Annotated in this window: 19 protein-coding genes and 1 pseudogene; 11 read left to right on the top strand and 9 right to left on the bottom strand. The window is 70.9% G+C overall.

Features of this window, described 5'->3' with window-relative positions:
- The 3 genes from ABQ292_RS21915 to ABQ292_RS21905 all read right to left on the bottom strand — a co-directional run.
- Positions 1–665, bottom strand: a 665-nt coding sequence (locus ABQ292_RS21915; protein ID WP_369209832.1) for an alpha/beta fold hydrolase, incomplete at its 3' end; no start/stop codon positions are given.
- A 258-nt stretch (positions 666–923) separates the two neighbouring features.
- Positions 924–1502, bottom strand: coding sequence for a GNAT family N-acetyltransferase (locus ABQ292_RS21910; protein WP_369209831.1), 579 nt, complete (start codon positions 1500–1502; stop codon positions 924–926).
- Between the two features lie 308 nt (positions 1503–1810).
- Entirely contained in the window at positions 1811–2593 is a 783-nt protein-coding gene (locus tag ABQ292_RS21905) for an SAM-dependent chlorinase/fluorinase (RefSeq protein WP_369209830.1), read from the bottom strand.
- Between the two features lie 210 nt (positions 2594–2803).
- On the opposite strand from ABQ292_RS21905, the gene ABQ292_RS21900 reads away from it, so the two are divergent.
- Positions 2804–3691 carry a nucleotidyltransferase domain-containing protein gene (locus tag ABQ292_RS21900; RefSeq protein ID WP_369209829.1) on the top strand — a complete coding sequence of 296 codons (888 nt, stop codon included), beginning with the start codon at positions 2804–2806 and terminating at the stop codon, positions 3689–3691.
- Between the two features lie 107 nt (positions 3692–3798).
- Here ABQ292_RS21900 and ABQ292_RS21895 read toward each other — a convergent pair whose 3' ends face one another.
- From ABQ292_RS21895 to ABQ292_RS21885, 3 genes are all read right to left on the bottom strand, one after another.
- Positions 3799–4266, bottom strand: coding sequence for an ester cyclase (locus tag ABQ292_RS21895; protein WP_369209828.1), 468 nt, complete (start codon positions 4264–4266; stop codon positions 3799–3801).
- Between the two features lie 36 nt (positions 4267–4302).
- The gene (locus ABQ292_RS21890; RefSeq protein ID WP_369209827.1) at positions 4303–5193 is read right to left on the bottom strand and encodes an NmrA family NAD(P)-binding protein; all 891 of its coding nucleotides are present in this window, start codon (positions 5191–5193) and stop codon (positions 4303–4305) included.
- A 189-nt stretch (positions 5194–5382) separates the two neighbouring features.
- Positions 5383–5865 (bottom strand): cupin domain-containing protein, encoded by a 483-nt coding sequence (locus ABQ292_RS21885; RefSeq protein WP_369209826.1) that lies wholly within the window; start codon positions 5863–5865, stop codon positions 5383–5385.
- A gap of 100 nt (positions 5866–5965) precedes the next feature.
- Between ABQ292_RS21885 and ABQ292_RS21880 the strand changes: the two genes are divergently transcribed.
- Positions 5966–6424, top strand: coding sequence for a MarR family winged helix-turn-helix transcriptional regulator (locus tag ABQ292_RS21880; RefSeq protein ID WP_369209825.1), 459 nt, complete (start codon positions 5966–5968; stop codon positions 6422–6424).
- 120 nt (positions 6425–6544) lie between these two features.
- On the opposite strand, the gene ABQ292_RS21875 is transcribed toward ABQ292_RS21880, so the two are convergent.
- Positions 6545–7021, bottom strand: a complete 477-nt coding sequence (locus ABQ292_RS21875; protein ID WP_369209824.1) for an inorganic diphosphatase — start codon at positions 7019–7021, stop codon at positions 6545–6547.
- Between the two features lie 316 nt (positions 7022–7337).
- Here ABQ292_RS21875 and ABQ292_RS21870 point away from each other — a divergent pair, with 316 nt between their 5' ends.
- The 4 genes from ABQ292_RS21870 (at position 7338) to ABQ292_RS21855 (ending at position 12252) form a co-directional block, all read left to right on the top strand.
- A complete protein-coding gene (locus ABQ292_RS21870) occupies positions 7338–9872 on the top strand; it encodes a PEP/pyruvate-binding domain-containing protein (protein WP_369209823.1) in 2535 nt (844 codons plus the stop codon).
- Entirely contained in the window at positions 9869–10525 is a 657-nt protein-coding gene (locus tag ABQ292_RS21865; protein ID WP_369209822.1) for a TetR/AcrR family transcriptional regulator, read from the top strand. Before ABQ292_RS21870 ends, ABQ292_RS21865 begins: the two co-directional genes overlap by 4 nt.
- Positions 10526–10771: 246 nt before the next feature.
- Positions 10772–11608 (top strand): AraC family transcriptional regulator, encoded by an 837-nt coding sequence (locus tag ABQ292_RS21860; RefSeq protein ID WP_369209821.1) that lies wholly within the window; start codon positions 10772–10774, stop codon positions 11606–11608.
- 62 nt (positions 11609–11670) lie between these two features.
- Positions 11671–12252 (top strand): dihydrofolate reductase family protein, encoded by a 582-nt coding sequence (locus ABQ292_RS21855; RefSeq protein ID WP_072915623.1) that lies wholly within the window; start codon positions 11671–11673, stop codon positions 12250–12252.
- Between the two features lie 290 nt (positions 12253–12542).
- Here the strand turns inward: ABQ292_RS21855 and ABQ292_RS21850 are convergent, their stop codons facing one another.
- Together ABQ292_RS21850 and ABQ292_RS21845 are read right to left on the bottom strand one after the other, a co-directional pair.
- Positions 12543–13268: a transposase gene (locus ABQ292_RS21850; protein WP_369209820.1), complete on the bottom strand. Its 726-nt coding sequence runs from the start codon at positions 13266–13268 to the stop codon at positions 12543–12545.
- Between the two features lie 10 nt (positions 13269–13278).
- Complete coding sequence (locus ABQ292_RS21845; protein WP_369209819.1) at positions 13279–13659, bottom strand: IS110 family transposase; 381 nt, start codon at positions 13657–13659, stop codon at positions 13279–13281.
- Between the two features lie 248 nt (positions 13660–13907).
- Between ABQ292_RS21845 and ABQ292_RS21840 the strand changes: the two are divergent.
- The 5 genes and pseudogenes from ABQ292_RS21840 to ABQ292_RS21820 form a co-directional block, all read left to right on the top strand.
- Positions 13908–14684: pseudogene (locus tag ABQ292_RS21840) on the top strand (IS256 family transposase); the annotation flags it as partial.
- A gap of 8 nt (positions 14685–14692) precedes the next feature.
- Positions 14693–15178 carry a histidine kinase gene (locus tag ABQ292_RS21835; protein ID WP_369209833.1) on the top strand — a complete coding sequence of 162 codons (486 nt, stop codon included), beginning with the start codon at positions 14693–14695 and terminating at the stop codon, positions 15176–15178.
- A gap of 297 nt (positions 15179–15475) precedes the next feature.
- Positions 15476–15883 carry a hypothetical protein gene (locus ABQ292_RS21830; RefSeq protein WP_369209818.1) on the top strand — a complete coding sequence of 136 codons (408 nt, stop codon included), beginning with the start codon at positions 15476–15478 and terminating at the stop codon, positions 15881–15883.
- A 13-nt stretch (positions 15884–15896) separates the two neighbouring features.
- Complete coding sequence (locus ABQ292_RS21825) at positions 15897–16757, top strand: alpha/beta fold hydrolase (protein WP_369209817.1); 861 nt, start codon at positions 15897–15899, stop codon at positions 16755–16757.
- Positions 16758–17169: 412 nt separating this feature from the next.
- A complete protein-coding gene (locus ABQ292_RS21820) occupies positions 17170–17403 on the top strand; it encodes a dodecin family protein (protein ID WP_369209816.1) in 234 nt (77 codons plus the stop codon).
- The last annotated feature ends 512 nt before the right edge of the window (positions 17404–17915 follow it).

The following is a 17915-nucleotide window of genomic DNA, read 5'->3' as shown; positions in this document are numbered from 1 at the left end:
TCGGCGAGCATGTCAGGCATCGATGCCATGGGCTGGTGCGAGGACGGGAGCCGGTGTCGGTAGTCGGCGGCAGTGGCCATCTGCTCTTGGACGGCGGGGGGAAGGGCCTGGTCCTGCTCGCAGATGATGTAGGTCGTGGGGTGGCTGCGGTCCGGTGCGGTGCTGGGGGCGGTCGCGCTGGAGATCGACTGGGGCAGTAACCGACGCAGGTTGGCGTAGGCGCGCTGTTCGTCGACGTCGGCGCACAGCGTCTGCCGCAGCAGCGCCAGATCGTCGGTGGTCCTGAGCGTTCCGTCGTCGTGCGGTGACATCCAGGTCGGCGGCGGCCCCGCCGCGAGCAGGTCCATCGCCGACTGCCCCCGCTGCGGCCAGAACGCGGCGAGGTAGACGCTGTGAGCCACCGCGGGGTGATCGGCGAGCTCGGTGATCACCATCCCGCCATAGGAATGACCCACCAGGACAACAGGCTCCCCGATCCGGTCCACGGCCTGCTTCACCACGTCCGCGTCGGCTGCCAGATCGCCGAGTGCCGCCGGATCGGTCCCTGCGCTGGGCAGCTGCTCGATCACCTCGACGCGATGCCCGGCCTTCCTCAGCCGGTCGGCGACCTCGCTCCAGTACCAGCCACCGACGAAGCCACCGTGCACGAGGACGTAGGTCGCCATCACGTCAGTGTGATGCCGATCACCAACGGCAGCACAGAGCCGACCGGCCCTGATTCCGATCTCTCGACTAGGCCCCGAGAAACGGCAACGCCGGACGAGGGGGGCCCGTCCGCACCGTCTCTGAGGCCGCCTTCAGGGGCAGGTCGGTGGCCTCGGCCCGCCGTCACCGGATAGGGATCCCCTGAGGACACTGGCCGCTGGCTGCCTCGGTTCTCGCGAACGTCGCCGTAGCGGTTCGGCTTGCGGGACGGCTGCCGCTCATGGGTCATGGCGTGTCGCGTCCACTCCCAGGTCCTCGTCAGGTCCGCCGGCGACGCGGGTAACCGCTTTCTCGTAGCAGATCGTGGTCGGGTCGTTCTTGAAGTAGCCGTAGCACTCAATGCGCGACCACCCAGCGCCCTCATAGAGCCTCAGCGCCTCCGGTTGCCCGGTCCCCGCCTCCAGCCTCAGTGCCCGGTATCCGCTCAAGCTGGCCAGCTCCTCCACGCCGTTCAGGAGTAGGCGCCCGATGCGGTGCCCTCGGGCGCTGGGGTCGACGTACATCCGCTTGACCTCGCCCACCCCGTCGCCGAGACTCCCGAGCGCCACGCAACCCACCGGGCGGTCGTCGACACGGGCGATCAGGCACAGGGTGTCAGCCGTCAGGCCCGGACCGGCGTCATGGACGCCGTAGCGAGCCATTACCTCGGTCTCCTGCGCGGCGATCAGTGGCCGCAGCTCCTCGTCCTCTGCAGTCGTCACGCTCAGCACAGCCTCCACGTGGCCAGCATGCCGGTTGCTGCGCTGCGCCGACCCGGTACAACCACCCTCATCACCGTCGATGTGCTCGCTGGTCACCGGCCCCTGCCAGACAGCCGCTGCGTACTTTGCCGAGATCGCCCATACGGGAAGACTCGGGTCATCCCGTCGAGGGATCGGCGAGCGGGACGGTCTGGAAGCCGGCCGTGGGGTGACGAGGTCGGCCAGGAGCGCGAGCAGGTCCAGGGCGGCGTCTCGCATCCGCCCAGCCGGTTCGTACGTCGGGTCGTAGGACGCCAACGCAAGGGCGGTACCCCAAGAGGGCCGAGACTCGCGCGCGAGCCGCGAAGGCCCTCATCATGCTGGAGCAGGATGTGCGGCCGCCGACATGCGCTGCGCCCGCAGGCTCACCCAACGACCTCGACGGGGGTACCCGCTGGCGGGTGACCGAACAGTGCCGTCGCGCTGCTCCCCCTCCGGAACAGCTCGAGGAACGCGACCGAACCTCCGGAGCGCCGTCGCCATCCCGAGCTTCCCGGCGCGAAGGACGTCTCGCCGACCGGCACTTCGAAGGCACCGTCGCTCACCACGGCGAAACCCCGCTGGTCGCCGACCGCGATCCCGACTCGGGCGCCGGGTTGGGCCGGCAGCTCGGTCCAGGTGGTCTTGAGGTTGCCGTACCCGTCCGTGTAGGCGACGACGCGCTCGGGGAAGGCAGGTACGGCCTCGTTCGGCAGCGGCGAACCCAATGGGCCAACGTCACCCCGGGCCAGCCGGGCGACGACGTCGGGGAACAGGTCCCGCGACCGGAACTGAGAGCCCGCCTCCGGCACCTCCACCTCGCGCAGCTCCTCGGCCTCATCCCGCAGGAACGAGAACGTGTACCCCGCGTTCGGTGCCACGACCAGGACGCCCGAGGGCAGCCGGGCCGCGACGAGCCGCTCTCCGGCGTTGTCCCGCCGCGGGTCCTCCTCATCCCGTCGCGGCGCGATGTTCGCGTAGAGGACCATGTCCTGCGGGCCGTCGTTGAGCGCGAGCTGCCCGATGCAGAAGCCGGCGCCGAGCGTGTCGAACGGTCCCACGGACGTCACGACGACCGCCGCGTCGGGCAGAAGCATCCCCAGGCGCTGTCGTACCTCGGCGAACGCGAGGTCTCCCATTCCGTAGTCAGCGATCAGGTGCAGCAGCATCGTTGCAGTCTCTCGCCGTCCTGGTGGTGACGACCGCGGGGGGCTTCCCTGTGGTGGGCCTGCTCGCCGAGCTCAGCACCCCGGTCCAGTCCCACAGTGCGACCGGCTTCCGGGGCGGCCAGCGCGAGCTGCGCTCCCACCCCTCCGATGTCCCGGACGGGATCCCCATCCGGCGCCGCGTTGGTATCGCGGGTCGGCGAGGATGAGCCGATGCTCGGTGAACAGCGTCTCGTGAACCTGGCCGACCGCGTGGTCGAGGTCTCCGGCGTGGTGGGCGTGGTGCTCGGCGGCAGTCGCGCCCGTGGCGAGCACACAGAGGACTCCGACGTCGACCTGGGCCTGTACTACCGCCGGCCCCTGGACGTCGACGCACTGGGTGCGCTGGCGCGGGAACTCGCCGGCCCCGGTGCGCAGGTGACTCAGCCCGGGGCGTGGGGGCCGTGGGTGGACGGCGGAGCCTGGCTGCGGATCGACGGCACGGCGGTGGACTGGATCTACCGCGACCTGGACCGGGTGCGCTCGTGCTGGGCCGCGGCCCAGCGCGGCGAGTTCGCCTTCCACGCCCAGGTCGGCCATCCACTGGGCGTGCCGGACTTCGCCTACGCCGGTGAACTCGCACTCGCCCGAGTGCTGGCCGATCCCACCGGGGAGCTGGCCGCCCTGCGACAGCAGATGGCCACCTATCCGGAAACGCTCGGCCGAGCCCTGGTCGCGCGATTGTGGGAGGCCGGCTTCACCCTGGACATCGCCCGCAAGGCGGTGTCACGGGCGGATACCGCCTACGTGGCCGGCTGCGTGTTCCGTGTGGTGCTGCTGTGCGCGCACGCCCTGCACGGATGGGCCGGGCGGTGGCTGGTCAACGAGAAGGGCGCGATCGCCTCGGCCGGGCGCTTGCCCGCGGCGCCACCGGGCTTCACCGTCCGGACCCACGGCGTCCTGGCCCATCTCGGGGACCGACCCGACCAGCTGCAGGCAGCGATCACTGCCGCTCAGGCGCTGCTCGACGACGTCCGCGCCATCTGCAAAGCGCCCCATCAGCCGATCCCCTGCGGGACGGCAGGCGATCCGGTAGCGGATGCCTCCGGGCGTCTTCGGTGACCGTTCCTGCTGCGGGATGCCCGTCGAGAGCGGCTGCTGCACCGCGTTGCGGCTGCCCGCCCGAATCGGGTTCCCGGCGCGGGGCCGGCACGCTGCTCAGCCTGCGCTTACACGCCCGAGCTGACTGGCGCCGCCAGGGCCGGATGGGTCTGCGGCGACCGGCCGGGCTTCCAGCCCGCCCACCGCTCCGTGATCCGGCCGTCGACCACACGGAAGATCACGATGGCGGCGAGCTCGACGGGCTGGCCGCTGGCCGGTCGGCCGAACATCGGCCCGGTGTTGGTGCCGCGCAGCGTCCACCGGATCACGACCCGGTCCCGCTCGGCGACCAGGTCGTCGATGACGAAGCGCAGGTCGGGGTGGGCGGTATGCATCGTCGACACCACGTATGCGGCGCCGTCGAGCCCGGCGGGCTGGCCGGGCAGCGGGTCGTGGTCGACCCAGTCCGGGTCGAACAGCCCGCGCATGGTGGCGGTGTCGCCGCCCGGGATCACCTCCTCGAAGATCCGCCGGATGAGTGCCTTGTTGGCGGTGGCCGTGGTGTCCCCGACGGCTTCAGTGGACTCGGTTGTCACGGTTGCTGCCCTCGTCGTGGTGTTGGCTGGAAGTGGTCACCGGCCGGTCGCCGCGACCGCCGGGCTGAACAGGTGGGCGTGGTCTCGGGCGAACTCGGCGGTGCCGCGCGGCGCCTGCCCGGTCAGCACCCGGACCGCGTCGGTGGTCGTCGCGCCGGCGCCCTGTCGAAGTTGGCCCCACAGGAGGATCACCTGGTCGGCGAGCCAGTCTGGCGTCCCTGCCGCGGCCATCGCCTCGCGGGCTGCGGTGTCAGGGACCGCGACGTACTCGACCAGTCGACCGATCGCCGACGTGATCTGAGCGGCGATGTCGTAGTGGGTCAGCGCGACCGGGCCGGTGAGGGTGTAGGTGTGTCCGTCGTGTCCGTGCTCGGTGAGCACCACTGCTGCCGCGGCCGCGACGTCGCGCGGGTCGATCAGCGCAATCTTGGCGTCCCCCGCCGGTGCGAACAGTTGGCCCGTCTGTCTGATCGTCTCTGCGGCGGTGAGCAGATTCGTCATATACATCGAGGGACGCAGCACGACCGCTGGCAGCCGTGTCGAACGCAGATGCCGCTCGATCTCGGCGTGGGCGGCCCAGAAGGCCAGGGGCGAGTCGTCGCGCGCGCCGATCGCCCCGATCTTGACCACGAGCCGGATCCCGGCCTCGACGGCGGCGTCGAGGACGGCGATCTCGCGGCGGGCCTGATCGGGTTCGTTGGGGGTGCACAGCAACAATCGCTGCACCCCGCGCAGGGCGGTGCGGATCGAGTGCGGGTCGGCCAGGTCGCCGGCGGCGAGCTCGACCTCGTCACCGAGCACGACGTGCGCGCGCGCCGTGTCGCGCACGAGCGCTCGAGTCGCCACCCCGCGTCGGCGCAGGTCGCGGACGACGGTGGAGCCGATGGTGCCGGTCGCGCCGGTCACCAGGACGGTGTTCGCTGTCATCGGGATCTCCTTCACTACTTGCGGTGGGACAACGCCCCCAGCACCGCGTGACCCCGCGGCGGCGTCAGGGCAGGATCGCGGTGTCGAACCGGCCGCGTCCGGTGGCGACCGCGTCCCGGGACTCGGTGCCGTAGCTCACCGCGCCGAGGCTTAGGAACCCGCTGCGGCGCGCGCGTCGCCCGCGGCTTGCTAGCGCTGTGCGAGCGGGGTGGCGGTCACATCGGTAACCGGGTGCCCAGCCCGCGGGCCGGCCGACTCGGTGGTCGGGATCGGCCCCAGCAGCTCGATGCCGTTTCGGGCGGCGACGTCGAGGACCTGGTCCATGCTCGGTTCCCCTTGCGCGGCCAGCGCCGCGGCGGCCCGCACGAAGCCCTCGAACGCCGTCCCCGGGGCGTGCACGACGAACGCCACCGCGTCGCTGTCGGACTCGTTGCGGATGGTGTGCGGCGTGTTCCCGGTCAGCGGGACGACGTCGCCCGCGGCCGCGGTGACGCGCTGTACGGCGGTCCAGCCACCGTCGGGCAGCAGCTCACCGGTGTAGACGGTGAACTCGCCGCGCTGCACGAAGTAGATCTCACTGGGCTCGTGGCGGTGCATCACCGGCGGACCGCCGCCGGGCGGCATCCGGTTCTCGATGGCGAACAGGGCGCCGCCGGACTGGGCGCTGGTCATGAGCACCACGAGCTCCTCGGAACCCAGGCGCAGACACTCGCATGTGGCATAATCGACAGGTAGCTTGTCCATGGCGCTAGTTAGACAGGATGCCTGTCGAATGTCAAGGTCCCGGCCCGTCACCGCCGGCAGCGCACGGCCGACCAACCTCGCCGTGTCGATGCGGGAGGCGTTCCTCGCGCTCAACGACCTCGTGCTGGTCCGCCTCGCCGAACGCGGGCACGGTGACGTGCGGGCGGCACACAGTGCGGTGTTCCAGTATCTCGACGAGACCGGGACGACGGTCAGCGTGCTCGCCGAACGGGCCCAGATCACCAAGCAGGCGATGGCTGAACTCGTGCTCTACCTCGAAGCCCGCGGTTACGTGTCGCGGGAACCGGACCCGCACGACCGCCGGGCCAAGCTCGTCCGGCCCACCGAGCTGGGACGGGAGGTCGTCGCGATCGCCCAGGCTCTCGTGCCGCAACTCGAGGACCGGATCACCGCGGTCCTCGGCGCAGACCGGGTCGAGGCGCTTCGCGCCGACCTCGACACCATCCGGGAGATCGCCACGTCATAGAGCCGATCGCCCACGCCGGTACGATCATCCATTCTCAACCGGACACCTGTTCCCGCGCACACCCCTGCTGGGCGTCCCGCTGGTCGATCCCCTGCGGCACGAGCTCGGCGACATCCCGACTCAGCAGCGGGCCCGCTGGAGAGTCTCGACGGCGACGTCCACACCGTCCGAGCCGGCGAAGGAGACGTCCTTGCCCGGATCAAGATCGCGGTAGATGTCGAAGAAGTGCGTGATCTCACGCACCAGGTGATCCGGCAACTGCCCCAGATCCTGCACCTCACGGTACGCCGGATCACCCAGCGGGACGCAGACCAGCTTGGCCTCTCGGCCGTGGCCGGTGCGCACCCAGACCACGCCCACCACCCGGGCCCGCACCCGCACACCGGGATAGGTGGGCTCGACCATGGGCACCAGAGCGTCCAGCGGCTCGCCATCGGTGCCGACCGCGCCCGGGATGAAGCCGTAATCGGCGGGAAAGGCGAAGGCGCCCGGCAGCCGCCGATCGAAGCGCACCACTCCCTGCTCGTCGACCTCGTACTTGTTGCGGCTGTTGCGCGGCGTTTCGATGACGATCTCAACCTCGGAGTGTGCAGCCATCCGCGCAGTGTGACGGGTGGAGAAGAGCACCCAGTCGCAGGCGGAGCAGTGGGGCGAGCGACTGGACGACGGACCCGGGCGCACAGGTCGCGAGCAGAGCACCGGCCATCGGGTCGATGTCGGGCCACACGCCCCCTGGCGGCGATCGCCGACGCGCTGGTCGAGGGCGCCTGCTGCGTCACCGGTAACCGTTGCTCATCCGGCACGCCTTCGGCCATCGCATGGGCTCGGTTCACTACGAAAGTCAGTGAACGTTGCGTTCTCAACGTACGGCGTCTAACTTCATAGGAAACGGAGCGTTCCCTGAGGAGGACTCATGGGCCATCGATCAGGGGTGCAGGACGCAGGCGTCACGGGCAGTCCCTCGTGCACTGGTGGATCCAGCAGTCGTGCGAGCGGTGAACTCGTCGTCCCGCTCGGAGCCGTGGACGGATCTGACGGGGCCATCGCCGGAGGGAAGGCTGCCAACCTCGGGGAACTGGTCCGGGCCGGCTTTCCCGTGCCCGATGGCTTCGTGGTCACCACACATGCCTACGCGCGGGTGGTGGGCGCACGGGGTCACTGCCCGGAAGAGTCGGTGCCTGGGGACGATGGGTCCGGGATCCGCGCGAGGATCGAGGCGGTGGCGCTCCCGAGCGACCTGCGCGCGATGATCACGAGCGCTTACGCCGCCCTGGGCGGCGGGGCGGTCGCGGTGCGCTCGAGCGCCACCGCCGAGGACCTGCCCGGCGCGGCCTTCGCCGGGCAGCAGGACACCTACCTCGGCGTCCTCGGAGAGGACGCGGTGGTGGACGCGGTGCGCCGGTGCTGGGCGTCGCTGTGGACCGACCGGGCCATCGCCTACCGGCGCAGGCTGGGGATCGACCCCGCGCAAGTGCGCCTGGCCGTTGTCGTCCAGCGCATGGTCGACGCCGAGGCCGCAGGAGTGGTCTTCACCGCCGACCCGGTCACCGGTGACCGCGAGCGGATCGTCGTCGAGGCCAGCAGCGGCCTGGGGGAGGCCGTCGTCTCCGGCGCGGTCACCCCCGACCGCTATGTCCTCGACACGGTCGGCGGCGTCCGTGAGCAGTTTTCCGGCCGCCGCGAGGTCGTCATCCACACCGCGCCCGGTGGAGGCACCAGCCACGAGGAACGCGTTGAGAGCACCGCGCCCGCCGCGCAGCTGCTACCCGACGACGTCCTCGCGGAGCTCACCCGTCTGGGCACCGCGGTCGCTTCTCACTTCGGCCGCCCTCAGGACATCGAATGGGCCTGCGCGCGGGGCCGCGTGTGGCTGCTGCAGGCCCGCCCGATGACCGCGCTGCCCCCACCGCCGGTGCACCTGGGACGCGCTCAGCGGATGCTGGCCGCCATCCTGCTGGAGTACCTGCCCGTGCGGCCGTACCCGATCGACATGAGCACCTGGCTGCCGCACGGTCCAGCCGGCCTGATGGCCCAGGTGACCGCCTACTTCGGCATCCGGTCCTTCGAGGACTTCCTGGTCGAGGAAGACGGTGTCGTCACCCGGCTCACCCCGCCTGCGCCGCGCCCGACGCTCGGTGTGATCCGCGCCCCCTGGCGCCTGCTCACCCGAGCTCGCCGGTACGACCCGCGCCGCTGGACGGAGGACCCACGCCTGGCCGCTTACCTCGGGCGCGGGCGGGACCTGGCCGCCGAGGACCTGAGCGTCCTGGCGTGGGGACAGCTGTTGCGCGTGCCCCAGCGAGCGCTGAACCTGGTGCACCCCCTCGTCGACCTGCGCATCGACTACCTGCCACGGGCCGGTCTAGCGCTGGTGCGGCTGCTGGTGGTCCTGCACCTGCTCCGCCGCGCTGGCCTGATGAGCGACCTGGTCCTCGGCGCCCCGACCCGCACCACGGACGCGAACCGCGCGCTGGAGGCGCTGGCCGCCGGGGCACGCGAGGACCACCAATTGTCAGCTGCCGTCACCGCCCTCGACCTCGAGGCGGTGGAGGACTTCCCCGACTTCTCGGCCGCGTTGCGGGCCGTCCTCGACGAGTACGGGCACCGCGAGACCACCAGCCCGCTGCTGGTCACCCCGCCCACCTGGGCGGACTCACCCAAGACGGTGCTGGGGTTGCTCGTGGCGCTCACCAGCGCACCGCCGGCGCGGGCCGCGCACCACGGCGAGGCGCTCGACCACCTGCTCACCCACCCCCTGCTGCGCAGCCCCAGGTTGCGTGCCCGGGTGCGGGACTGGATCGAGCAGGCCCGCGCCGGCATCGCCTTCCGCGAGGACTCCCACTTCTACTTCACCGTGCCACTGCCCGTCCTGCGCCGGTCCCTGCTCGAGATCGGCCGACGGTTGTGCGCCGCCGGGGTGCTGAGCACGGCGGAGGAGGTCTTCCACCTACGCCTCGAAGAGCTCGAAGGCGTCGAGGACCCTGGCCGGCTCAGCCGGTCGGCGGCCGAGGAACTGCGCGCGCTGGTGCGGGCCAGAGCGGCCCGACGCGAGGAGCTGACCGGCGTCCCCCTCATCAACCCCGGTGCGGTGTTCGTCTCCCGCACCGACGGCGATGCACTGGTCAGCGGCACCCCGGCCGGCGGCGGAGTGGCCACCGGCGCGGTCCGGATCGTCTCCGGACCCTCGGACTTCACGCGACTGCGTGAGGGCGAGGTGCTGGTGTGCCCGTACACGAACCCCTCCTGGACCCCGCTGTTCCAGCGCGCCGCGGCTGTCGTCGTCGACACCGGAGGGCTCGGCTCCCACGCCGCGATCGTCGCCCGTGAGTACGGCATCCCCGCTGTCATGGGCACCGGAACCGGCACCGCAACGCTCACCGACGGCCTGGTGGTCACTGTGGACGGCACCACCGGCCGGGTGGTTCTCGCAGCATCGAGAGGCGCATGAACATCGACCACCGCACCTTGCCGCGCCGGCGCGGGCGCGCGCTGGAAGACGCCATCCTCACCGCCACCCTCGCCGAGCTCGCCGAGGTCGGCTACGCGGGACTGACCATGGAACGGGTCGCCGACCGGGCCAGCGCCAGCAAGGCCTCGGTGTACCGCCGCTGGCCCAGCCGCATCGAACTGGTCCTGGACGCCGTCCGCTCCACCCTGCCCGATCCCGCCTCCACGCCGGACACCGGCAGCCTGCGCGGTGACCTGCTCGCCCTCCTGCACCACACCGCCAAGGTGCTGGCCGGCCCCTCCGGAGAGGCGCTGCGTGGCCTGTTCGGGGACGCCCTGAGCGACCCAGGCCGTACCGCCGAACTGCGCCGCCACTCGCACGGCACCGGACGGGCAGCGATGACCGAGGTCCTCACCCGCGCGGTCGCCCGCGAGGAGGTCCACCCCAGCGCGGTCACCCCTGTGCGCCTCGACGTCGGCCCCACGATGCTGCGCCAGTACTTCTTCGTCCACGGCTCACCCATCCCCGGTCACGCCATCGACGAGATCGTCCACCAGGTGCTCCTACCGCTCTTTGCCTGCCCCGACCCCCAGGCGTCCGTTGCCGAAGAGGCGCCAGCGCTCGACAGCACAACCACCACGCGCGTCGACTAGACCCCGCAGTTCCGCTGAGCGATCCCGTGCGGGACATGACCCGCATCTGCATGCCTGGCCGCGTGGATGCGCCGCAAGCGGTTCGGCTTACGGCATACCCGACCGTGCCGGTAGTCGGTCGCCTACCGGCCGTCCGCGGACGGGTGCCATGGGTCGTCGTGACAGCACCGCCGCGGCAGTTGCCCGTCTGGGATCCGGCTCTTCGGAAGGGTGTAGTCGGGGCGGGGCGTCGGCGATGCTGTGGGCGTGAAGTACGCGTCCAGAGTGCCGCGACCGCCGTTGGATGGGCTGATCGACGACCTCTATTACCTGGAGGGTGCGCCGCCGTACGCCCGGCTGACGCTGCCGCCGCCGTCCGCGTTGCTCATCGTCAACCTCGGGGCGCCGTTCCGCATCCGCGCCGGCACCGACATTCAGACGGCCGAGTACGCCGACGGCTGCGTGGTCACCATGCCCACCTGCGCGTGGAAGTTCGGCTACCCACTCCGGACCCGGTCCGTCGGCGTGCACTTCAAGCCGTGGGGGCTGGCGCCGTTCCTGCCGATGCCGGCGGCCGAGCTGTGTGACCGGCCGGTGACAATGGAGCAGATCTGGGGCCGACCCGCAGTTGCTGAGCTGCGAGACCGGCTGGCCACGGCGGACGGACCGCAGGAGATGCTGACGCTGCTCGAGCAGGAGCTACTGCGCCGGCTGTGCGAGACCGCCGGCCTGCGGCTGGTCCGCCACACGAGCAGCATCATCGCGGCGACCAACGGAGCGGTGGCGATCGGCGACCTGAGCGTGGCAGCCGGTGTCAGCAGCACTCATCTGGCGCAGCGGTTCAAGGACCTCATTGGCGTCACTCCGAAGCGGCTGGCCCGCACCCACCGATTTGCCGCCACCGTCTTCGCGATCGACCCAGCCGAACCGATCGACTGGGCCGACCTCGCCAGTAGCGCAGGCTACTTCGACCAGGCCCACTTCGGCCATGAGTTCCGGGCCTTCACCGGGCTCACGCCGACGCGGTACATCGAAGTCCGGCGGCGGTTCCTGCGCGAACATCCTGGCCACGTGCTGGACAGCTGGCCGCTGCCGGCCGATTGATTCCTTACAAGAGCGACAGCCCACCAATCTCTAATCTGAGGGCCCCAAGCAGAGGAGAGCCCGTGGGCAAGGTGGTCATGTACGCCTCGGTGTCGGTGGACGGCTTCATCGCCGACGAGCACGATCAGCCCGGACCGCTGTTCGACTGGTTGACCAGCGGTGACGTCCCGTTGGACGACAGCGGCGCGTTGAAGGTGTCGCAGACGTCTCACGCCTACACCCGGCCGTACTGGGACCAAATCGGAGTCACGATCGCCGGCCGCCACGTCTTCGACATCACGGACGGCTGGGACGGGAAACCTCCGAGCGGGATCGACCACGTAGTCGTCGTGACCCACCGGCCGATGCCCGAGGGCTGGGACCCAGCGGCGCCATTTCACTTTGTCGACGGCGTTGAGGCAGCCGTGACCAAGGCGCAGGAGCTCGCGGGTGACCGCACAGTCGAGGTCGCCGCCGGCGACGTCGGTGGCCAGGTGCTTGCCGCGGGCCTGATCGACGAGGTGCGCATGGACGTCGTACCCGTGGTGTTCGGGTCCGGCAAACGCTACTTCGGGTCGGTCCACGCGCAGCACTTGTTGGAGGACCCCGACGCGGTGCTTCAGGGCAACCGGGTGCTCCACCTGCGCTATCGGATGCGCCGTTGACCGATCCCCCTGTGGGACACCGGCGGCTGGCTGCCCCGACCCCTCGATCGTCGCCCTAGCAAGTTCCTTGAGCGGGCTGGCGCTCATAGGGAGCCTGACCCGATTTCCCGGACACCTGATCTGAGGCGAGGATCGCCTCGGGGAGGAGTCCTGGATGCCTGCAGCCAAGCCGCCGGAGTTCCGCCGCAGGGCGGTGGAGCTGGCCCGCCGGCGGTGACGTCCCTGCTGGTGGTGTAGGTCCAGGTCACCGCTCGCGTGGAGGACCACGTAGAGGGGCCATCGTGTGATGGTCAGCGAGACCACGCCAATGGTTCTCGCGGAAGGACACAGCACACGATGGCCCTGGACCAGTCTGACGCTTCTATGGCTGTCAAGTCGGGTAGGGCTTGCATGACGCGGTAGAGGTGTCGGGCCAGGTGCCTCTTGAGGCAGCGCCGGATCTCGGCCTTGGACCTGCCCTCCGCCAATCGGCGGGTCTGGTAGGCCCGGGTTCGGGGGTCGTGGGCCAGACGGCTGAGGACGGCCATGTGCAGGGCCCGGTTGACCGCTCGATCGCCGGTGCGGCTGAGCCGGTGCCTGACTGTCTGGCCGGAGGAGGCCTCCAGCGGGGCGACCCCGGCCAGCCGGGCGAAGGCCGCCTCGGAGTGCAGCCGCCCGTGGTGGGACCAGGCGACGAGCAGCTGGGCGGCGACGGTGGGGCCCACGCCGGGCTCGTCGAGCAGGGATGGCGCCAGCGCGCGGACCTGGGCGTGCAGCTCTCGTTCCAGTTCGCTGGCGTCCTGGTCCAGGGCCAGGATGCGGCGCCCGGTGCTGCGCAGCGCCAGCATCAGCGCGTGCGCCGGGCGGCTGCGCCGGCCGCTGGTGCGCATCGCGGCGCAGCGGCGCGCCTGGGTCAGAGCCGACTGCCCGCGCAACTGGGCGCGCAGTTCGTCGGGGGCGGTGAGGATGAGGGCCTTGAGCGCGTTGATCGCGGCGGTGCGGGCGCTGACCGCGGTGTCGCGGGCCAGCAGCAGCACCCGCAGCCCCTCACGCGGTCCGTCGGCGCGGGGGATGCTCTGTGTCCCGGGCGAGCGCTTCGCGAGCGGCCTGCACTGCATCGAGCCGGTCGGACTTGCCGCGGCGGCGAGCCGGGCGCTTGGGATGGTCGACCTCGATGACCCGCTGCCCGTGGCGCTGCAGGAAGCGGACCAGGCCGACGCCGTAGCTGCGGGTGCCCTCGACTGCCCAGGCCAGGCGCGGGCCGGGCGCGTGGGCGAGGACGAAGTTCAGCAGCTGCTCGAACCCGGCCGGGTCGGTGGAGATCACCGTGGCGGCGATGTTGGCCCCGGTGGGGCGCAGCAGCGCAGCGGTGTGGGTGTCGCGGTGGGTGTCCACGCCGATCACCGCGTCGACTTCTTCGGCCAGCATGGTCGGGCTTCCCTTCGGGCGCAGGATGGAACGGTCCGGCGCCGGCCGGGGAGAGGACACCGCGTGGCAGGACTGTGATGAGTCACGCCGCGAGGCGGACAGGCTTCTGATCAGGCCAACGTGCGGATGGCCCAGGCCGGCGCCGGCAGCCTCCGGCGGACAGGTCAGACTCAAGACACCGCCTTGCTGCTGCGGGCCACCCTGCTTGCCACGGGGGTCACGCCCTCGGCTGTAGGCGCCAGCCTGGCATCGGGCCGGCCTCACGACCCGACAGCCTCAGCCTCACAGCCCTGCTCGAGGTGCTCGATGCACTGAAGGCCGCCGATGTCGACGACCGGATCCGGTCGGCGGCCACCACGATCTACCAGGCCCTGATCGAGGCCGAGCTCACCGCGGTGATCGGCGCCGCGCCGCACGAGCGCAGCGAGTCCCGCACCGCCCAGCGCAACGGCTCCCGGCCGCGCACCCTGTCCACCACGGCCGGGGATCTGGAGCTGCGGATCCCCAAGCTGCGCACCGGGTCGTTCTTCCCCTCGCTGCTGGAGCGCCGGCGGCGGATCGATCAGGCGCTGTTCGCGGTGGTGATGGAGGCCTATCTGCACGGCGTGAGCACGCGGAAGGTGGACGATCTGGTGCGGGCGCTGGGCGCCGACACCGGCATCTCCAAGTCCGAGGTCTCGCGGATCTGCGCCGACCTGGACGCCGAAGTCAGCGCGTTTCGGGACCGCTCACTGGCCGAGCAGGCCTTTCCGTACGTGTTCCTCGACGCGACCTACTGCAAGGCGCGGGTCAACCGCCGGGTGGTCTCCCAGGCCGTGGTCATCGCCACCGGCGTGGCCGCCGACGGGCACCGCGAGGTGCTCGGCTTCGCCGTCGGCGACAGCGAGGACGGCGCGTTCTGGACCGCATTCCTGCGTTCGCTCAGGGCCCGCGGCCTGGGCGGGGTGCAGCTGGTCGTCTCCGACGCCCACACCGGGCTCAAGCAGGCCATCGCCGCGGTGCTGCTCGGTGCCAGTTGGCAGCGCTCTGCCGGGTGCAGTACCGGATCACGTCTGACGGATCACGAACGCCAGTCGTCCTAGATACGGTCACCGCGTCGTTGCACGCGGCGGCGGCCTTGGTGGCACGGCCCGGGAGCCGACGGCCCGCGACGGCGGCACGGTCGCCGTTCCCCGCCGGGTGGGCGGGCGCGACGTCGGCACGCTGTACGTGGCTGAGCGGTACCGGGCGAGCCGTTCACCAGCGGCGGCCGGCAGCCCCTTGCCGTGCTGGCGCCACAGGTGGCCGTCGTCATCCGGGTACTGCAGCGGCCGGGTCGCTGGAGCGTGAGCGTGACCGGGTGCTCACGGCGGCGCACGCCGACCGACATCGCATCCGCCGCGACCTGCACGACGGGCTCGGTCCGTCGCTGGCCCGGATCGGCTCGGACCTGCAGGCGGCGCAGGCCCAGCTAAGGGAGCGAGCCGACCCCTCGAGGCATCGTCCGGCTCCCCCTGCGCGGCTCAGGAGCCTGGAGTAGCGTCGCCGGGATCCAGCCGGATCGAGGCCGCGATGCTAGCTCCGCCGTCGTGCTCGGAGGGACCGCCGGTGAGGGCGCTCCCGCTGTCCCGGGACAGGGTGCACGCAGTCCGGCTGGGGAGTCCTGTGGCGTCGAGAGCGCCACCGGGCAGGACGGCTTCGTCTGACCCCGTCGGGGGCCCACGGTCGGGCCCCGCAGGAGTACTCCACCCAGGCAGTCGGTGCGACCGCGCGCCCGTTATGACGTCGTCGGCGCACCCGGCTTGCACCACCCCCAGCCAGGTCAGGAGATCCGCCAGTGACCGCTGCAACGACGACACCGACCGTCGAGGAATGGGTCCGCTCGTTCACCGACGCCTCGGACCGAGACCCCGAGATCCAGGCCCACGGCAAGTACTTCACCTGTGGCTATCTGCTCGACATGGCCGATCACCACTTCGTGGTGCGGATGACGTCGGGGAAGGTGGCTGAGCTCGCCATCGACCCCGGACCGCTGGACGTCGGCTACCAGTTCGCCATTCGTGCCGGCGCCGAGACGTGGCGCGGGTTCGGCACCGAGGTGCCCGCGCCGATGTTTCACGGCATCTGGGCGGCGACCTTCCGCCGAGACATGAAGCTCGAGGGCGACGTGCTCGTCTTGATGCAGAACCTGCGCTGCATCACCCGCCAGATCGAACTCCTGCGCACCGTCGGTGTGCCCGTCTGAGTTGGAGGCCCTCATGCCACGCATCTCGCCGGTCACCGGTCACTACGTGACCGTCGACGTCGACGACGTCCAGTACAAGGTCTTCTACCTCGAGAACGGCACCGGTCAGCCGTTGCTGTGCCAGCACACCGCCGGGTGCCACAACCACCAATGGCGGGGGTTGCTGGAGGACGAGGAGATCACCGCCGATCACCGGGTGATCGCCTACGACCTGCCCCGGCACGGCAAGTCGGACCCGCCCGAGAACACGGAGTGGTGGAAGGAGGAATACCAGCTCACCGCCGAGCACTACACGAAGTTCATCGTCGCGTTGTGCGATGAGCTGGAGCTGGAGCAGCCGATCTTCATGGGCTCCTCCTTCGGCGGGAACGTGGCGCTGCAACTGGCGCTGCGGTACCCGGAGCGCTTCCGTGCCGTGATTCCGGTCGAGGCCGCCGACTACTCGCCGGGCTTCTACCTCGACTGGTGGCAGCACCCGCACGCCAACGCGGCGCAGGTGTGCGCGAGCGGGGTCTGGGACCTGATGGCTCCGCAGTCGCCGGAGGCCGACCGTTGGAAGACCTGGTTCTACTACTCGCAGGGCTCCGAGGCGTTCAAGGGCGACCTGTATTTCTACTCGGTCGACCACGACCTGCGGGACAAGCTCGACCAGATCGACGGCGACCGGTGTCCGGTAGTCATGCTGACCGGCACGTATGACTACCTGACCACCCCGGAGGACGGACGCCGGACCGCCGGACAGATCAGGAACGGCGAGTTCATCGAGATGGAGGACATCGGCCACTTCCCGATGAGCGAGAACCACGAGGTCTTCCGCCGGTACCTGCTGCAGGCATTGGACCGGATCGGCTCTCGCGCCGGAGCGCAGGCCTGACCCGGGAACCCCGGCGAGGGCCCGAGCGCGTGCGCCCGGGCCCTCGCGCGCCCGATCGGCCGGCCGGGCTCCAGACCGGCATAGCCACCCCCGGGAAAGCCGGCCCGTCCCGGTGTGTCGACTGGCTGGGTCCCTCCTGAAATGCGAGTGCGCTGAGGCGCCGCGCCTGCACCATGCCCGGCGTGCCGTACTCAGCGAACTCACCGAGGAGGGTGGCCGCGCCGGTCGTGAGTCGACGGCCAGGCGGTCGCCGCACTCGCCGTCGCACTGCCCTCCGGGCGGGGAGCCGCGCGATGACGCCGGTCAGCCGCTGGGCGCGGCAGGCGCTCGACAAGAAGGTTCGAAAGTCTGGTGCGGAGCAGTGTCGCTCCACCTGCGGTGCGCACCAGCGCTGGTGGCTTCAGGAGGAGACATGTCAGAGCAGCAGGACCACGTCCCGGGAGCTGTCGTCCGGATCAGCGAGATCGTGGGCAGTTCGCCGAACTCCTTCAGCGACGCCGTGCGCAACGCCGTCCAGGCAGCGGCGCAGACCGTCCGCGGCATCCGTGGCGTCGAGGTGATCGGCAGCAACGCCGACGTCGACGAGAACGGCAACCTCTCCCTCTACAAGGTGCACTGCAAGATCGCCTTCGTCGTGGAGCGCTAGACCCCACCGTCCGCAGCCGATCGGGCAGGACCGTCGGCCGGTGCCCGGCGGTGCCATGAAGCCACTGAGAGTGAGTGCCAGTCAGCCCGCCGCTCCGGGTGCGAGCCCCTCGTGCGCCTCTAGGCCCGTCCCCCGCCGGCACCATTGATCGTGCGTCCTCGCGCGCGTAGTGCCGGGTGGGCACCACGCCGTGGCCCGCGGCGCGCGCGACGGGCCAGCGCCAGTGCCGTTGTCACGTCACTGTTCCACCCCAGCCCCCGAGCGCTGCCCGGCGGGTGCGTCGACTAGGGCAGTGCGGCCTTGCCCGGCATCCAGCGCAAGCCCCAGACATGAGTAGGGCGATGCGGGTCGAACGAGCCTGCACTGGGTGAATGGAGCCGTTGTCAGGAAGACATTGCCGGGTGATCGGCCGGTGACCTGCCGGCCACCGCCGGTCGTTGTCGTGGTTCGTCTCACAGGGGGACGGGGTGCTTGCTGCCGCTGGCGCAGGGCATGGTGGAGCTGAGCGGTTC

This window comes from Geodermatophilus maliterrae (assembly GCF_041018925.1).
Taxonomy (GTDB): Bacteria; Actinomycetota; Actinomycetes; order Mycobacteriales; family Geodermatophilaceae; genus Geodermatophilus; species Geodermatophilus maliterrae.
The sequence above is the reverse complement of the archived record's forward strand: the minus strand, read 5'-3'. Positions and strand labels throughout refer to the sequence as shown.